This window comes from Pseudomonas sp. LBUM1645, assembly GCF_059716185.1.
The window spans coordinates 4,776,989-4,790,867 of the sequence record NZ_CP166811.1; the positions used below are offsets into that span (position 1 = coordinate 4,776,989).

The 13,879-nt window shown below is 56.7% G+C and carries 18 protein-coding genes, 1 tRNA gene and 1 pseudogene; 9 read left to right on the forward strand and 11 right to left on the reverse strand.

The window, feature by feature from the left end:
- The 4 genes from ACA079_RS21560 to ACA079_RS21575 form a co-directional block, all read right to left on the reverse strand.
- A complete protein-coding gene (locus ACA079_RS21560; protein WP_008145645.1) occupies nucleotides 1–978 on the reverse strand; it encodes an ABC transporter permease in 978 nt (325 codons plus the stop codon).
- Nucleotides 975–2,528, reverse strand: a complete 1,554-nt coding sequence (locus tag ACA079_RS21565) for a sugar ABC transporter ATP-binding protein (protein ID WP_461997690.1) — start codon at nucleotides 2,526–2,528, stop codon at nucleotides 975–977. Before ACA079_RS21565 ends, ACA079_RS21560 begins: the two co-directional genes overlap by 4 nt.
- A gap of 56 nt (nucleotides 2,529–2,584) precedes the next feature.
- Complete coding sequence (locus tag ACA079_RS21570; RefSeq protein WP_497700879.1) at nucleotides 2,585–3,538, reverse strand: sugar ABC transporter substrate-binding protein; 954 nt, start codon at nucleotides 3,536–3,538, stop codon at nucleotides 2,585–2,587.
- A gap of 193 nt (nucleotides 3,539–3,731) precedes the next feature.
- Complete coding sequence (locus ACA079_RS21575) at nucleotides 3,732–4,196, reverse strand: hypothetical protein (protein ID WP_497700880.1); 465 nt, start codon at nucleotides 4,194–4,196, stop codon at nucleotides 3,732–3,734.
- 349 nt (nucleotides 4,197–4,545) lie between these two features.
- On the opposite strand from ACA079_RS21575, the gene ACA079_RS21580 reads away from it, so the two are divergent.
- From ACA079_RS21580 to ACA079_RS21590, 3 genes are all read left to right on the forward strand, one after another.
- The gene (locus ACA079_RS21580) at nucleotides 4,546–5,634 is read left to right on the forward strand and encodes an asparaginase (protein WP_046047713.1); all 1,089 of its coding nucleotides are present in this window, start codon (nucleotides 4,546–4,548) and stop codon (nucleotides 5,632–5,634) included.
- Nucleotides 5,635–5,803: 169 nt separating this feature from the next.
- Nucleotides 5,804–6,094 (forward strand): DUF1654 domain-containing protein, encoded by a 291-nt coding sequence (locus ACA079_RS21585; RefSeq protein ID WP_497700881.1) that lies wholly within the window; start codon nucleotides 5,804–5,806, stop codon nucleotides 6,092–6,094.
- A 4-nt stretch (nucleotides 6,095–6,098) separates the two neighbouring features.
- A complete protein-coding gene (locus ACA079_RS21590) occupies nucleotides 6,099–6,788 on the forward strand; it encodes an endonuclease (RefSeq protein ID WP_033061817.1) in 690 nt (229 codons plus the stop codon).
- A gap of 56 nt (nucleotides 6,789–6,844) precedes the next feature.
- Here ACA079_RS21590 and ACA079_RS21595 read toward each other — a convergent pair whose 3' ends face one another.
- Both ACA079_RS21595 and ACA079_RS21600 read right to left on the reverse strand, forming a co-directional pair.
- Nucleotides 6,845–7,753, reverse strand: coding sequence for a siderophore-interacting protein (locus ACA079_RS21595; protein WP_497700882.1), 909 nt, complete (start codon nucleotides 7,751–7,753; stop codon nucleotides 6,845–6,847).
- 103 nt (nucleotides 7,754–7,856) lie between these two features.
- Nucleotides 7,857–8,222 carry an SPOR domain-containing protein gene (locus ACA079_RS21600; protein WP_497700883.1) on the reverse strand — a complete coding sequence of 122 codons (366 nt, stop codon included), beginning with the start codon at nucleotides 8,220–8,222 and terminating at the stop codon, nucleotides 7,857–7,859.
- Nucleotides 8,223–8,472: 250 nt separating this feature from the next.
- Between ACA079_RS21600 and csrA the strand changes: the two genes are divergently transcribed.
- Complete coding sequence (gene csrA / locus ACA079_RS21605) at nucleotides 8,473–8,667, forward strand: carbon storage regulator CsrA (protein WP_007938114.1); 195 nt, start codon at nucleotides 8,473–8,475, stop codon at nucleotides 8,665–8,667.
- A 177-nt stretch (nucleotides 8,668–8,844) separates the two neighbouring features.
- Here csrA and ACA079_RS21610 read toward each other — a convergent pair whose 3' ends face one another.
- A complete protein-coding gene (locus ACA079_RS21610) occupies nucleotides 8,845–9,303 on the reverse strand; it encodes a DUF2214 family protein (RefSeq protein WP_497700884.1) in 459 nt (152 codons plus the stop codon).
- A 215-nt stretch (nucleotides 9,304–9,518) separates the two neighbouring features.
- Here ACA079_RS21610 and ACA079_RS21615 point away from each other — a divergent pair, with 215 nt between their 5' ends.
- Nucleotides 9,519–9,731, forward strand: coding sequence for a hypothetical protein (locus ACA079_RS21615; RefSeq protein ID WP_033061943.1), 213 nt, complete (start codon nucleotides 9,519–9,521; stop codon nucleotides 9,729–9,731).
- A 131-nt stretch (nucleotides 9,732–9,862) separates the two neighbouring features.
- On the opposite strand, the gene ACA079_RS21620 is transcribed toward ACA079_RS21615, so the two are convergent.
- Nucleotides 9,863–10,141 carry a DUF6124 family protein gene (locus ACA079_RS21620; RefSeq protein WP_497700885.1) on the reverse strand — a complete coding sequence of 93 codons (279 nt, stop codon included), beginning with the start codon at nucleotides 10,139–10,141 and terminating at the stop codon, nucleotides 9,863–9,865.
- On the opposite strand from ACA079_RS21620, the gene ACA079_RS21625 reads away from it, so the two are divergent.
- Nucleotides 10,032–10,739, forward strand: a complete 708-nt coding sequence (locus ACA079_RS21625; protein ID WP_497700886.1) for an alpha/beta fold hydrolase — start codon at nucleotides 10,032–10,034, stop codon at nucleotides 10,737–10,739. The two genes, ACA079_RS21620 and ACA079_RS21625, sit on opposite strands and share 110 nt — an antisense overlap.
- A gap of 113 nt (nucleotides 10,740–10,852) precedes the next feature.
- On the opposite strand, the gene ACA079_RS21630 is transcribed toward ACA079_RS21625, so the two are convergent.
- Together ACA079_RS21630 and ACA079_RS21635 are read right to left on the reverse strand one after the other, a co-directional pair.
- On the reverse strand, nucleotides 10,853–11,047 hold the full coding sequence (locus ACA079_RS21630) for a hypothetical protein (RefSeq protein WP_497700887.1): 195 nt from the start codon (nucleotides 11,045–11,047) through the stop codon (nucleotides 10,853–10,855).
- Nucleotides 11,048–11,199: 152 nt separating this feature from the next.
- Entirely contained in the window at nucleotides 11,200–11,460 is a 261-nt protein-coding gene (locus ACA079_RS21635; RefSeq protein WP_415764823.1) for a hypothetical protein, read from the reverse strand.
- Nucleotides 11,461–11,666: 206 nt separating this feature from the next.
- On the opposite strand from ACA079_RS21635, the gene ACA079_RS21640 reads away from it, so the two are divergent.
- A complete protein-coding gene (locus ACA079_RS21640) occupies nucleotides 11,667–11,876 on the forward strand; it encodes a hypothetical protein (protein WP_497700888.1) in 210 nt (69 codons plus the stop codon).
- A 9-nt stretch (nucleotides 11,877–11,885) separates the two neighbouring features.
- Nucleotides 11,886–12,128: pseudogene (locus ACA079_RS21645) on the forward strand (response regulator transcription factor); the annotation flags it as partial.
- 207 nt (nucleotides 12,129–12,335) lie between these two features.
- On the opposite strand, the gene ACA079_RS21650 reads toward ACA079_RS21645, so the two are convergent.
- Nucleotides 12,336–12,412 (reverse strand) — tRNA-Val (locus tag ACA079_RS21650).
- 183 nt (nucleotides 12,413–12,595) lie between these two features.
- On the opposite strand from ACA079_RS21650, the gene ACA079_RS21655 reads away from it, so the two are divergent.
- Nucleotides 12,596–13,879, forward strand: coding sequence for an NAD(P)/FAD-dependent oxidoreductase (locus ACA079_RS21655; protein WP_497700889.1), 1,284 nt, complete (start codon nucleotides 12,596–12,598; stop codon nucleotides 13,877–13,879).

Below are 13,879 nucleotides of genomic sequence, written 5' to 3' on the forward strand. Positions count from 1 at the left end.
TCAGGTCCGCCGGCTTGCGCGCTGACTGCGATAAGTATCAAGCACCACCGCCACTACGATCACTGCGCCGGTGATGATGCGTTTGGTGGGTTCGGTCGCGCCGATCTGCGCGAGACCGGCCGCCAATACGGAAATGATCAGAACCCCGAAGAACGTACTGATGACCGAACCGCGACCGCCCATCAGGCTGGTACCGCCAATCACGACCGCGGCGATCACTTGCAGCTCCAGCCCGGAGCCGGCATTCGGATCCGCCGCTTCCAGACGGGAAATCTGGAACAGCGCTGCGATACCGGCCAGCAGCCCCATCAGACTGAATACCAGGATTTTGTAGGGCTTCGGATTGATCCCTGCCAGACGCACCGCCTCTTCGTTGGTGCCGATGCCGATCAGGTAACGACCGAACACCGTACGCGTCAACACGGCCTGGGCAATGAAGATGATCAGCAAGGCAATGATGAACGACGGCGAGATGCCGAAGGCGATCGGGTTGGATAACCAGGCGAAGGCATCACCGATGTAGGCCGTGCGCGACCCGGTCATCTGATAGGCCACACCGCGGGCCATTTCCAGCACGCCGAGGGACACGATGAACGACGGAATCCGCCACGCCACAGTAATCGAACCCGTGATGGTCCCGGCCAGTGCTGCCGCCGCCATTCCGAGCAGCGCCGCAGGCAGTACGCTCCAGCCCCAACCAAGAATGGCCACGCTGACCGTTGACGCCGCGAGCGCGAGCACCGAGCCCACCGACAGGTCGATGCCGCCGATGATCAACACGAACGTCATGCCGACCGCCAGTACCATCAAGTCCGGAATCTGGTTGGCCAAGGTGCTGAAGGTGTCATAGGACAGGAAATGGCTGCTCAGAACCGAGAACAGCGCGACCATTGCCAGCAAGGCACCGGCCAGTCCCAGATAGGTGCCGAGGCCGTAAAAGTTGCCACTACGTTTGCCGGCAGTCACTGCAGTATTCATGCGAGATCCCTAGGCGCTGCTTCATTGAGCAACGCATCACGTTTTTGGTAGCCGGCGAACGCGGCGGCAAGCAAATCATCCTGGGTCCAGCTGTCACGCTCAAAGGTGTCGATCAGACGTCCCGCCGAGAGCACGCCAATGCGGTCGCAGATCAACATCAGCTCACGCAGGTCGCTGGACACCACCACCAGCGCTTTGCCTTGACGGGTCAGCTCACCAAGCAAGGCATAAATGTCAAACTTGGCGCCGACGTCGATCCCACGCGTTGGCTCGTCGAACAGCATCACCGAGCAATCACGCTCAAGCCACCGGCCGATCACGACTTTCTGCTGGTTCCCGCCGGACAGTTCCGACACAAGTTGCGTCGGGCTGGAACTGCGGATGCGCATGGCGTCGATCTGACGCTGGGCCAGCGCCATCTCGTCACCATTGTTGACGAAGCCACCGCTGGAAATCACCGGCATATTGCCCAAGGCAATATTCGCGCTGATCGATTGGGTCAGCAGCAAGCCTTCGCCCTTGCGGTCTTCCGTGATCAGGGCGATGCCATGACCGACCGCGTCAGCCGGTGAGCGGATACTGACAACCTGTGCTGGCGAACCGAGTGCAACAGTGCCGCTGTCCGCTGTATCAGCACCGAAGATCAAGCGCAGCAACTCGGTGCGCCCTGCCCCGATCAATCCGGAAATCCCGTAGATCTCGCCGGCACGCACTTCGAAGGACACGTCGCGAACCTTGTCGGAGCGGGTCAGCCCTTTGACCGTCAAGGCTGGAGCGCCGATCTTGCGCGGGCCCATGTCGATGTGTTCGCCGAGTTCACGACCGACCATCAGCGTCACCAGTTGCTCACTGTTGTAATTGGCCATCGGCTCGACGCAAACCAGGTTGCCATCGCGCAGTACCGCAATACGCTGGGCGACCCGCGCCAGTTCTTCGAGACGGTGCGAGATATAGATGATCGACACGCCGCGAGCTTGCAGACGAGTAATCTGCTCGAACAGCATCTCGACTTCACGGTTCGTCAACATCGCGGTCGGTTCGTCGAGGATCAGCACGTGGCAATCGCCGATCAGGTTGCGGGCGATCTCCACCATTTGCTGGTGACCGATGCCCAATTCGCCCACCAGGGTGTCCGGATCAATCGCGTCGAGGCCGACCTGGGCCATGGCTTCGATGGCAGCCTTGCGCAATTGCCTGCGACTGATCCAGCCGCCCTTGCTGGGCAGGTTGTCGAGAAACAGGTTTTCCGCCACCGACAGGGTCGGCAACAGATTGAGCTCTTGCATCACCATGCGGATGCCGAGGTCTTCGGCCTGGGTGCGGCTTGCGGGGCGGTAATCCTGCCCCTGGAATTGCATGTGGCCGGTGGTCGGTGTGACCAGCCCGCCGATGATCTTCGACAGCGTGCTTTTTCCCGCGCCGTTTTCGCCGGTCAGCGCCAGCACTTCACCGCGCATCAGCGTCAGGTCGATGCCGGTCAGGACCGGTTGGGCGTAGGTCTTACCGATACCGCTGACAGAGAGGACAGCGTTCGGGGCGGAAACTGACATAAAAACTCTCCATGCGCTCGCCCCGACGGGCGAGCACCGTTGTGTCGCCAGAAGGACTACTTGGTGACCAGCTCTACCGGAGTTTCGATCACGCCATTGGTGCCGCTGTCGACTTTCTCACCTTTGATGATCTTCAGCGCTGTTTCGATGCCGAACACAGCTTGCTTGGCTGCAAACTGGTCAGCGGTGGCCAGAACGCGGCCATCCTTGAGCATCGGCTTGATGGCGTTGATGTTGTCGTAACCGACCACTTGCACTTTGCCGGCCTTGCCCGCTGCACGCACGGCGGATACTGCGCCGACGGCCATGCTGTCGTTGCCGGCCAGCAGGGCTTTGACTTGCGGATATTCGCTGAGGATCGAGGCGGCAACCTTGTTGCCTTTGTCGATTTCCCAGTCACCGGACTGCAAAGAGACGACCTTGATCTGCGCCGCTTCCATTGCATCCTTGAAGCCTGCGGTTCTCTGCTGCGCGTTGGTGGTGGTTGAAACGCCTTCGATGATGCCGACTTCATCTCCGGCCTTCAGTTGCTTGGCCAGGTACTCGCCCACCAGACGCGCGCCTTTGCGGTTATCCGGGCCTACGAACGGTACGGTGATGTTTTTGCTTTTGACCACAGCCGGGTCCAGCTGGTTGTCGATGTTGATCACGGTGATACCGGCATCGATGGCTTTCTTGATCACAGGAACCATGGCCTTGGAGTCAGCCGGCGCGATGACCAGCGCATTGACCTTGGCCAGAATCATTTGCTCGACGATGCGTGTCTGGCCAGCCGTGTCGGTTTCGTCTTTGATGCCGTTGGAGATCAGCTCGAAATCGCCGGAGTGGTCTTTCTGATAGGCCTTGGCGCCGTCTTCCATGGTCAGGAAGAATTCATTGGCCAGGGATTTCATGACCAGCGCGACTTTGGGTTTTTCAGTCTCGGCGAAGGCCGAAGAGACAGGTAACGCGACGGATGCGGCAGCCAGCATAGCGACAGCGAGAAGACGTCCAGCGAATGGCAGCTTCATGGGTTCACTCCGATCTTATGATTATTGTGAGCAACGCTTGCGCTGGCGTAGGCTTCATTGCGCTCACCGATGGATAACCACCGGGAGCACCGCGCAAACGTTTGCGTAGACCGAACTATGCGAACCCTGCCGACATTTGTCAACGACCAGAAAAACCGTTTTGCGGGGGAAACCGCAAATGCCGGCATTCATGTCATACCGTCGTATTGACCACCGATCCTGTGCTGGAGCCCTTGGCCATTTCCTTGTAAAGGCTGTTGGCCGTTTCCAGTATTGCAGCAGTGGTATCGGCCATTTGCCCCTGAATCGCCATCACCACGGTGGCCTTCGCTTCAGGTGTTGGGTAAGACGCCGATTGGGCCGCCGCCAATTGTTGCTGTTGCTGACGCAACTGCTCTTGCAGTTCTTGCAGACGCTTGAGCAAAACCTTTTGCGCCACCGAGGCGTTATCGGCGCCACCCGCTTCAGTCGACGCCTGCGCACTTTTATCCAGGCCCACAGCGCCGGTTCTGACTTGCTTGCTGTCGCTTTCCTTCGTACCCAACGCTTGATTCGCGGCATCGGCCGTCTGATCGCTCAACGCTTGAATCGTAGCGGCGGATTTGTTGCCGCCGATGGTGACGCCTGCGGCGTTTGGGATACCAATGGATAACGACATGTGAACTCCTGAGTAGAAAGATCCTTTAAAGGAACATCGACCGAAGCGCGGGTTTCTTTAGCAGTGATTCGCAATCTTGCAAGGCGATTTGCTCTACAGAGGTCGTAGTACTTTTCGGAGAGCCGAACAGAAACGCTCAACGCGTTCGGAAACCCGGACAACAGACTGTGCAACCATTCTGGCCAATCAAATAAATACCGATACAAATCATCAAGTTAAAAGTTTTTCTCATTCAAAGTACGACTGGTACAGATCCTGCTCATCTCATTCACCCCAAGCGTTCAGATCCGCTTGGGGCGCATCTAGATGAACCTGCATCAGCACCGTCTCACTACTAGAGAGAAAAATAATGACATCTGCTTTCAAGACCTTCGTTCCGGGCGCTTTGGCCCTCTTGCTGCTCCTGCCTACTGCCCTTCAGGCAAAAGAAGTCGAAACCCAACAGAAACTGGCGAACGTGGTGATCCTGGCCACCGGCGGCACCATTGCCGGCGCGGGCGCCAGCGCCGCTAACAGCGCTACCTATCAAGCGGCAAAAGTCGGCATCGAACAATTGATCGCCGGGGTTCCGGAACTCAGCCAGCTGGCAAACGTTCGTGGCGAACAGGTCATGCAGATCGCGTCCGAAAGCATCACCAACGACAACCTGCTGCAACTGGGTCGTCGCGTGGCTGAACTGGCCGACAGCAAAGACGTCGACGGCATCGTTATCACCCACGGCACCGACACCCTGGAAGAAACCGCCTACTTCCTGAACCTGGTGGAAAAAACCGACAAGCCAATTATCGTTGTCGGCTCCATGCGCCCAGGCACCGCGATGTCGGCCGATGGCATGCTGAACCTGTACAACGCAGTGGCCGTGGCCAGCAGCAAAGAGGCACGCGGCAAAGGCGTACTGGTGACCATGAACGATGAAATCCAGTCGGGTCGCGATGTCAGCAAAATGATCAACATCAAGACCGAGGCGTTTAAAAGTGCCTGGGGCCCACTCGGCATGGTGGTCGAAGGTAAATCCTACTGGTTCCGCCTGCCGGCCAAGCGTCACACCATGGACTCGGAATTCGACATCAAAACCATCAAGAGCCTGCCTGACGTCGAAATCGCATATTCCTACGGCAATGTCAGCGATACCGCTTACAAAGCGTTGGCTCAGTCTGGCGCCAAAGCCATCATTCACGCCGGTACCGGCAATGGCTCTGTCTCGTCCCGTGTAGTCCCGTCGCTGCAAGCCCTGCGCAAGGACGGCGTGCAAATCATTCGTTCGTCCCACGTCAACGCCGGCGGTTTCGTACTGCGTAACGCCGAACAACCAGACGACAAGTACGACTGGGTTGTGGCGCATGACCTGAACCCGCAAAAGGCCCGCATCCTGGCCATGGTCGCACTGACCAAGACCAACGACAGCAAAGAGCTGCAACGGATGTTCTGGGAATACTGATTCGCCCTCGCCCGACCGGTTCCGGTCGGGCACTGCTTTCACCACTCGCCAACCAGGCGAGTGGCTCACGCCCCCTTCCGATATTTCGATAAAAAGTTTCCCTTCGTCCTACACCAAACGGAAAAAATTGCTGTCAGAGGATTTTCTTGAATTTTAAGCAGTTGCGAAAATGCTTACAGTTAAATACTGTATGCACGTACAGCTTAATAAGGATAATTCCGTGGCCAATACCTCTGCCTCTCCTGACTCCTATCAACGCATGGGCATGCGCGTTCAGAAAATCATCAATTCCCCCACCGCCCAAAAGGCCAAAGCAGCCTTGATCTTCCGTCTACCGGACGAACCCGTGGATGAGTGGGAACAATTGCTCGAAGAAATCGACGAGAACGACAACGTCACCCTCGCCTATCGCGACGATGGCGGCGTGCAGATTTTTTGGGTTGTGCCGAAGGAAGATTGAGTCAATGAGTGTCCGCTGGTTTGCTTTGCTGTTTTTGTTCATCACCCTCGGCGCCCAGGCTGGCGCCCCACGCACTTTCAACGAAGCCAAGAAAGTTGCCTGGAAGCTCTACGCACCGCAATCCACAGAGTTCTATTGCGGGTGCAAATACACTGGCAACAAGGTCAACCTCGCAGCCTGCGGTTATGTACCGCGTAAAAACGCCAAGCGCGCTTCCCGGATCGAGTGGGAGCACATTGTTCCGGCCTGGCAGATCGGCCATCAGCGTCAGTGCTGGCAAGAAGGTGGACGCAAGAACTGCACGCGTTACGATCCGACCTACCAGAAGGCCGAAGCCGACCTGCACAACCTGGTGCCGAGCATTGGTGAAGTGAATGGCGATCGCAGCAACTTCAGTTTCGGCTGGTTGCCGGTGCAGTCGGGCCAATATGGCTCGTGCCTGACCCAGGTCGACTTCAAGGCGAAGAAGGTCATGCCCCGTCCGTCCATACGCGGCATGATCGCCCGAACATACTTCTACATGAGCAAGCAGTACGGCCTGCGCCTGTCGAAACAGGATCGACAACTGTACGAAGCCTGGAACAAAACCTATCCGGTAGAGACCTGGGAACGTCAGCGCAACCAGAGCGTGGCGTGTGTCATGGGACGCGGCAACGAGTTTGTCGGCCCGGTCGACATGAAAGCCTGCGGTTAAGCGCTCACTGAAAACACAAAGGCCTCGGGTTTGATACCCGAGGCCTTTGTTCGTTTCTACCCGCCCACTTTGTTGTAGCGCCAGTAGCCCATCAGGTTGAGTGACTCCTTGGCAATGCCGCATTCCTTGATCAAGTATTTGCGCAGACTCATCACCGCAACCGTTTCCCCGGCGATCCAGCCGTAGAAGCCATCACGGGCAGACTCGGACGTTTCCCAAAGCATGTCTTCGTCGACATCGACTTCCGCCAGTTCCACCGCTTCGAATGCTTTAGCAGGTGACGGCAGAATGGCCCGACAGACCGCGTCGACCATCAGCGAACCCGCTCCAGTCGCGGTAGCGTGATCTCGAATCAGCCATTCAACTGAAAGCCCGGGCCAGTCAGGAACCGGCAAAGCATCGTCCACACTGTCTACTTCAAAAAACGCCTGGGTTATCGGTGGCACGGCAAGCGCTGCCAGCTCATCCAGAATTCCAAGCGCCGCGGGTAAAGCCGTGGCATCGGCGACCAGTAACAGATGCTTGAGCTGTTGAGGCGGCTTCCATTCGAAACCGCCCGCGTCTTGCGCCGAAAACTGGCGATCAGGTGCGACGATCTGGATCGGCTCCCCCGCTGCTGCATGGATTGCCCAACGGGATGCAGGACCGGTTTCGCCGTGCAACACGAAGTCGATATCCACTTCACCCTGCTCGGCACGCAAATGCCGGATGGTGTAAGTGCGCATCGCCGGGCGCTGGGCAACCGGCATCGCGCGGTAACGTGCGTACCAGCCATCTCCATGAGAGAGCCTGGCAGACGAACCGCCCACAGCCGGAAAGAACAGCTTCACGCGCTGATCCGGTGCCCAGGTCGCCATTTCGGTAACCATCGGACCGGCCAGAGTGACGCGCATCAAATGAGGACTCAGCGCCTTTTTGCGCCGCAGGACTGCGTCGAATATTTTGTAAGGGGTGGCGGAGGCCATGGGGCGGAACTCCTACTGGGAATCAACAGTGACTACGTCTAGAAACGAGTCAACGTGGATCCCCTTTAAGGCGTTCCGTCGAAAGCAGCCTGGAAAAGGACTGCTACTGGGCCACGGGATGTTCGACAACCAGCAATTCGATGTTCTGTTTCTTCGCCCGGGTGAGCGACGCGCGCACTTCTGTCTGTTTGGCCTCGGCCTCGGCTTTCGAACTGAATGGCCCGAGCAGAATCCGGGTCTTTCCATTTTCCTTGACGATATTGGAAACGAAACTGTGCTCAATCAGCCAGCCGCTCAAATCGCTGACCGCCTGAGGTGTTTCGCCTCGAACTTCGAGATCCCATTGTGGCGCGGACACCACCGAAGGTGCAGCCGCTGCTGCCGATTGCGGCTTTTGCGCGTCAACACTCTTGCCCTCACCGCATCCCGCCAGCGCCAGTACCGCAATTACCAAGACCATTTTGCGCACAACGCTTCCCTCAGAATGCTTAAAGCGGCAATTTTAGCATCCATGAATACTTCCCGAGTGCCGCAAAATGGGCTCAAAACAACGAGAATGATGGTTGCGGCCTCTGTATAGTTACGCCTTGGGAATTAATGCAGCATCTGCGCGTCAGAAAGAGGCACCCAAACCGTGAGACTTCGCACTAATCTATACATACCACCGACCTCTGCACTGTCCGAATCAGGTGCCCTACAAAGCAATCAAGGAGAAGACCATGCTGATACTCACCCGCAAAGTCGGTGAAAGCATAAATATTGGTGATGACATTACGATCACCATTCTGGGCGTTAGCGGCCAGCAAGTCAGAATTGGCATCAATGCCCCGAAAGACGTTGCGGTTCATCGCGAAGAAATCTATCAGCGCATTCAGGCTGGCCTCACCGCTCCAGACAAACCGCAGACCCCCTGAATCCTGCTGCAGTCAGTAGCCAGCCCGTTCGTTACAGCGCAATGGCTGGCTAAAGATTCATGCTCGGCATTTTGCTGAGCCCTCGCCTCCTCCCCCCATTACGTGAAGCCGATGCTACCGGCTTCGGCCAGGCCGTGGCTGTCAGACTATTCGCTTTAACCCCGACGAATCACGCCGTTATTGGCCGAAGGTCACACCGCGCGCCATGCCGGTGGCCGCAATCACCATCAACATCAACAACAGCGCTTCGATATGGCTGATGCGTGCAAACAGCCTGGCTCGGCCTTGGTCAATCGAAGCGCCCCTGCCCAAGGCGATCCGCCACTTGATCAAGGTGATCATTGGTGCCACTTCAAGCAGCAGAATGATCACGAACAGCGTCATCTTCAGATGGAACAACGGCTGATGAAGGTAATAGTCGGTGCCTTTTTCGTACCCACCGAAGGCCCGCATCAAACCTGTGATCAACAAAATACCCGCACAGATGCCCCATACGTTATCGGCAACCAGCACGCTGCGAACCTGCGCCGTTCCGGCGGCCAGGCGGCTTAACGCCGTCCCTCGGGTGAGCACCGCCCAGAGGCCCAAGGCAACAGCCAAGAGGTGAATCGCCGCAAGAAACCAGTGAAACAGCATAGGGATGCTCCTGACAGGGGTAAGGAAATTGGCTTGTCAGTAGTAGTCCAAAATCTGGAAATCTGCCTGCCAGACACCCACAGGCTGAGGGCGATTTTTCAAAGCATGCCTGCTCAAGGCGACATGACTGGCGAACAGCCAGCTATCCCCCTATCATGCCGCCCACTGGCCCTTGCGTAAGGAGTCAGAGGATAAACATTCAAAAGGGAATAGACGTGAAAGAGTTCGTAATTGGTGTAAACAACGTAGTTCTGTACGTCGCACTGGCCGTTATCTGGATCGCAGCAGTGGTCATGATCTTCGTTCAGGGCTTCTGGTCCGGGGCAGGCGTTTTCATTACCGGCACCCTGACGTGGTGCATCATCTCCGGCTTCTGGTTTGTACAGTCGGCGACTTATGAAGAACTGAAGAAGTTGAACGCCAGGTAAGATTGGTTTTAGTTGATTGGACCTACCACGCAGGTCCGACGTTGTTGAGATGAACCACGCCAGTAGTGATTCATGCTCTTCATGCAACATTTGTAACGAGGGGGCAATCCCCTCGTTACAGTGCCTGGCGACTACCCAGGCTTGTGGTTATCCAGTACGCGATTGACCGCTAACTCACCCAACATGATCACCTGCTGCGGCACCAGCATCGTCTTGCGCTGCGGGCCTTCCATTAGGCCGGCGATATCACTGGCCATAACGCTGGCGGACGCCAACGATTCGCAGGCAAGGACGGAACACATGAATCGATCAACTCCCACGCTGGTCCTGCTACCTGGAATGGACGGAACAGGTGAATTGTTCGCAGCGTTTGCATCCATCATGGAGCGCGAATTCGATACGCTAATCATCACCTATCCCCCCAATATTCCGCTGAACTACACAGCGCTGGAGTCGCTGGTGCGAGAGTCGCTGCCAACCGACCACCCATTCGTGCTGCTGGGTGAATCCTTCTCGGGGCCGATCGCTATTTCCTTGAGCGCCAGGCAACTGCCCCAGCAAGTGGGACTCGTGCTGTGCAGCACATTCGCACGCAATCCAAGACCGATATTCAGTCACTTGAGTTTTTTGCTAGGCGCACTGCCGTTCAGCCTTGCACCTGTCGGATGGATCAGCAAAGTATTGCTCGGCCGGTTTTCCTCGAGCGCCTTGCGCGAAGCTCTACGCCAGGCCATCACTCAAGTGAGCCCTTCGGTAATGCGCTCACGACTACGATCGGTTCTTACCGTTGACGTATCCGCCAAGCTCGCCCAAGTCAGCGTACCGACTATCTACCTTCGCGCTAAGCATGATTCGGTGGTTCCAGGGACAGCGTCTGCGCTGGTCTCTTCAATGAACCGTGATACACGAATCATTGAAATCGAAGCACCGCACTGTCTGCTTCAGGTTGCGCCTGAAGAGGCGGCCGGATACATCCGAACGTTTTTGAAAACGCTGGAAGGTATTTAAGGCTCTCGGTGCTATAGGCGATCAAACCCATGCCTCTGCCCTGCCTGACAGCAAGCGCTGCATCGATGCCGAGATCCAGATGTGAAGAGCCCAGCGCGATGGCTGGGCTCTGGTTATTTTCTGTTTTCCATCATCTTGTCGGCGAGAGCTTTGGCCCTTTCAATCAACAGGTTCTGCCTGTCTTCATGAGTAGCCCCTCCTACGACCGGCGCCGTCAAATTGCTTTCCGCAATCAACGCAGCGCAGAAGTATTGATCCCAAACAGCTCTGTCCACAGATACCTGCTTGTTCACTTGGTCGGCGATCATATGCGGCTCCTTTTGATGAGGTAGCACCGCTATCTTACGCCTGAATCACTGGCAATCCGTGCCACTGAAGCTAATCGGCAAACCGGGTGATCATTGACCGGCCCGAGGAGAGCCTGTCACCGCCGTCTCTCGCTAGCCGATGGCCAGCGCCTTCAGTCGTCTCTATCGTCACGATCACGATCACGATCACGATCACGACCGTGATTGCGTTCATACCCCTGATCATTGTCACGACGATCATATCTGCGGTCATACCCGCGATCATCGTCATACCCGCGGTCGTATCCACGACGGTAATCATGACCTCGATCACGATCTCGACCGTACCTTTCTCCGTCGTCCCAGTGAGGCCCACAGCCTCCCAACAGGAGAGAGCCCGAAATGGCCATGAACATTATTACTGCACGCTTCATTTGAACGTCCTGAATGCAAAGGTCAGCGATATGACCGTGAGGCTGCTCAATGATTCACAGGTCAGATACAGCAAGCCAAATCCAAAGCCTGAATTAACAACGCGCCCATTCCCCTACGACACCACCCGCATCCCCCCGCCCACCGGCAACCAGCAAGAGGCCCGAGTACTCACGAATACACGCACCTCCACACCGAGGGATCAGCCATGCAAATGCACCGACTGATGCAAGCGCAAGTCGCTGGCAACATAGCCCTGCCCCTCCACGCAATGGCGGCCACTGCCGATTTCTGCGCAATGATCGGCAAGGAGGTTCCAGTAAGAGCACTTCGCTTCAAGGTCGAACGTGTAGTGAGAAGAAAATCATCACTGAAGCACCTTCTTGAGAGGGAGCTTTGGGATGCGATCCGCATGTAAGATCAGATCATGGAAGACACAATGATCAGCGGTAAGTGGCAGGGACACTTTGGACGAGGCTTATCTCCTCGCGAACTGGAGTTCGTTCTTTATATTGCTCAAGGCCTGACGGCAAAAGAAATAGCCCGATTGGCCGGATTGTCACCTGGCACCGTAGCTAAACGACTCACCAATGCAATGTTCAAATTGAAAGTAACCCGGCGCACGGCAATGGTCGCTGAGGCAATCAAGCTCCAAATCATTACGCCAATTAAATCCGCCCAACCTCACTGAGCAGCGTTTCTTACGCTGCTCAGTGCATCGCTGCGGCTCTACGCTGATACACCAAGAGCAGCGCTCACATTGCCCAGTGTGAACGAACCCTTTAATTTGTGAACGCTCTGCAAGAAATCGAAAGCACAAAAAAGGGCCCACCTTTCGGTGAGCCCTTCTAGACCGCCCAGCAGAGCGGATTTTGTTTGGTAGGCGCGATTGGACTCGAACCAACGACCCCCACCATGTCAAGGTGGTGCTCTAACCAACTGAGCTACGTGCCTGCTGTGAGGCGGCATTCTACGGAATTCCGGATGGGTGTCAACACCTTTTTTCGAGCTAACCCTATGAATATGCAAAATATTTAATTTCGCCGCTGCAAAGAAGATTTTGCGGTGGCTGGCGATCGATTTTTATCTCGGGTAGGATCGATGCACTCGTAAAATATATTAAACAGAGGCTGCAGGATGGCGAACACCCCCTACCCGGAATCCTATTACGCCGCGTCGGCCAATGCGGTTCCGCCGCGCCCGGCCTTGCAGGATGACGTAGAGACTGATGTCTGTGTGATCGGTGCCGGTTACACCGGTCTGTCCTCTGCCCTGTTTCTGCTGGAAAACGGTTTCCGGGTAACGGTGCTTGAAGCGGCGAAGGTAGGTTTTGGTGCGTCGGGGCGTAACGGTGGCCAGATCGTTAACAGTTATAGCCGCGACATCGATGTGATCGAGCGCAGTGTCGGTCCCAAGCAGGCTCAGTTGTTGGGGCAGATGGCGTTCGAAGGTGGGCGGATCATTCGTGAGCGGGTTGCCAAATATAATATCCAGTGCGACTTGAAGGACGGTGGCGTATTCGCCGCCATTACCGCCAAGCAGATGGGCCATCTGGAATCCCAGAAGCGTCTATGGGAGCGGTTCGGTCACACGCAGCTTGAATTGATGGATCAGCGTCGCATCCGTGAAGTGGTCGCTTGCGATCAGTACATCGGCGGCATGCTCGACATGAGCGGCGGGCACATTCATCCGCTGAACCTGGTGTTGGGCGAAGCGGCAGCTGTCGAGTCGTTGGGCGGTACCATTTATGAGCAGTCGCCAGCGGTGCGCATCGAGCGCGGCGCGAATCCGGTGGTGCATACGCCTCAGGGCAAGGTCAGGGCCAAGTTCATCATCGTTGCGGGCAATGCGTATCTCGGCAATCTGGTGCCGGAACTGGCCGCCAAATCGATGCCCTGCGGGACTCAGGTGATCACCACTGAACCCTTGGGCGACGCGTTGGCCAAGAGTCTGTTGCCGCAGGATTACTGCGTCGAGGACTGCAATTACCTGCTCGACTACTACCGTTTGACTGGCGACAAGCGCCTGGTTTTCGGCGGTGGTGTGGTGTACGGCGCACGGGATCCGGCGAACATCGAGGCGATTATTCGGCCGAAGATGCTCAAGGCCTTCCCGCAGCTCAAGGACGTGAAGATCGATTACGCCTGGACCGGCAATTTCCTGCTGACCTTGTCGCGACTTCCTCAAGTCGGACGCCTGGGCGACAACATCTACTATTCCCAGGGTTGCAGCGGCCATGGCGTGACGTACACGCACCTGGCAGGCAAGGTGTTGGCCGAAGCGTTGCGTGGCCAGGCTGAGCGTTTCGACGCGTTCGCCGATTTGCCTCACTACCCGTTCCCCGGCGGACAACTGCTACGTACACCGTTTGCTGCACTGGGTGCCTGGTATTACGGATTGCGCGACAAATTCGGCTTCTGA

Coding starts and splice junctions, on each gene's coding strand:
- ACA079_RS21560 (WP_008145645.1), bottom strand. CDS start 978: ATGAATACTGCAGTGACTGCCGGCAAACGTAGTGGCAACTTTTACGGC.
- ACA079_RS21565 (WP_461997690.1), bottom strand. CDS start 2,528: ATGTCAGTTTCCGCCCCGAACGCTGTCCTCTCTGTCAGCGGTATCGGT.
- ACA079_RS21570 (WP_497700879.1), bottom strand. CDS start 3,538: ATGAAGCTGCCATTCGCTGGACGTCTTCTCGCTGTCGCTATGCTGGCT.
- ACA079_RS21575 (WP_497700880.1), bottom strand. CDS start 4,196: ATGTCGTTATCCATTGGTATCCCAAACGCCGCAGGCGTCACCATCGGC.
- ACA079_RS21580 (WP_046047713.1), top strand. CDS start 4,546: ATGACATCTGCTTTCAAGACCTTCGTTCCGGGCGCTTTGGCCCTCTTG.
- ACA079_RS21585 (WP_497700881.1), top strand. CDS start 5,804: ATGCTTACAGTTAAATACTGTATGCACGTACAGCTTAATAAGGATAAT.
- ACA079_RS21590 (WP_033061817.1), top strand. CDS start 6,099: ATGAGTGTCCGCTGGTTTGCTTTGCTGTTTTTGTTCATCACCCTCGGC.
- ACA079_RS21595 (WP_497700882.1), bottom strand. CDS start 7,753: ATGGCCTCCGCCACCCCTTACAAAATATTCGACGCAGTCCTGCGGCGC.
- csrA (WP_007938114.1), top strand. CDS start 8,473: ATGCTGATACTCACCCGCAAAGTCGGTGAAAGCATAAATATTGGTGAT.
- ACA079_RS21610 (WP_497700884.1), bottom strand. CDS start 9,303: ATGCTGTTTCACTGGTTTCTTGCGGCGATTCACCTCTTGGCTGTTGCC.
- ACA079_RS21625 (WP_497700886.1), top strand. CDS start 10,032: ATGAATCGATCAACTCCCACGCTGGTCCTGCTACCTGGAATGGACGGA.
- ACA079_RS21620 (WP_497700885.1), bottom strand. CDS start 10,141: ATGATTAGCGTATCGAATTCGCGCTCCATGATGGATGCAAACGCTGCG.
- ACA079_RS21630 (WP_497700887.1), bottom strand. CDS start 11,047: ATGATCGCCGACCAAGTGAACAAGCAGGTATCTGTGGACAGAGCTGTT.
- ACA079_RS21635 (WP_415764823.1), bottom strand. CDS start 11,460: ATGAAGCGTGCAGTAATAATGTTCATGGCCATTTCGGGCTCTCTCCTG.
- ACA079_RS21640 (WP_497700888.1), top strand. CDS start 11,667: ATGCAAATGCACCGACTGATGCAAGCGCAAGTCGCTGGCAACATAGCC.
- ACA079_RS21655 (WP_497700889.1), top strand. CDS start 12,596: ATGGCGAACACCCCCTACCCGGAATCCTATTACGCCGCGTCGGCCAAT.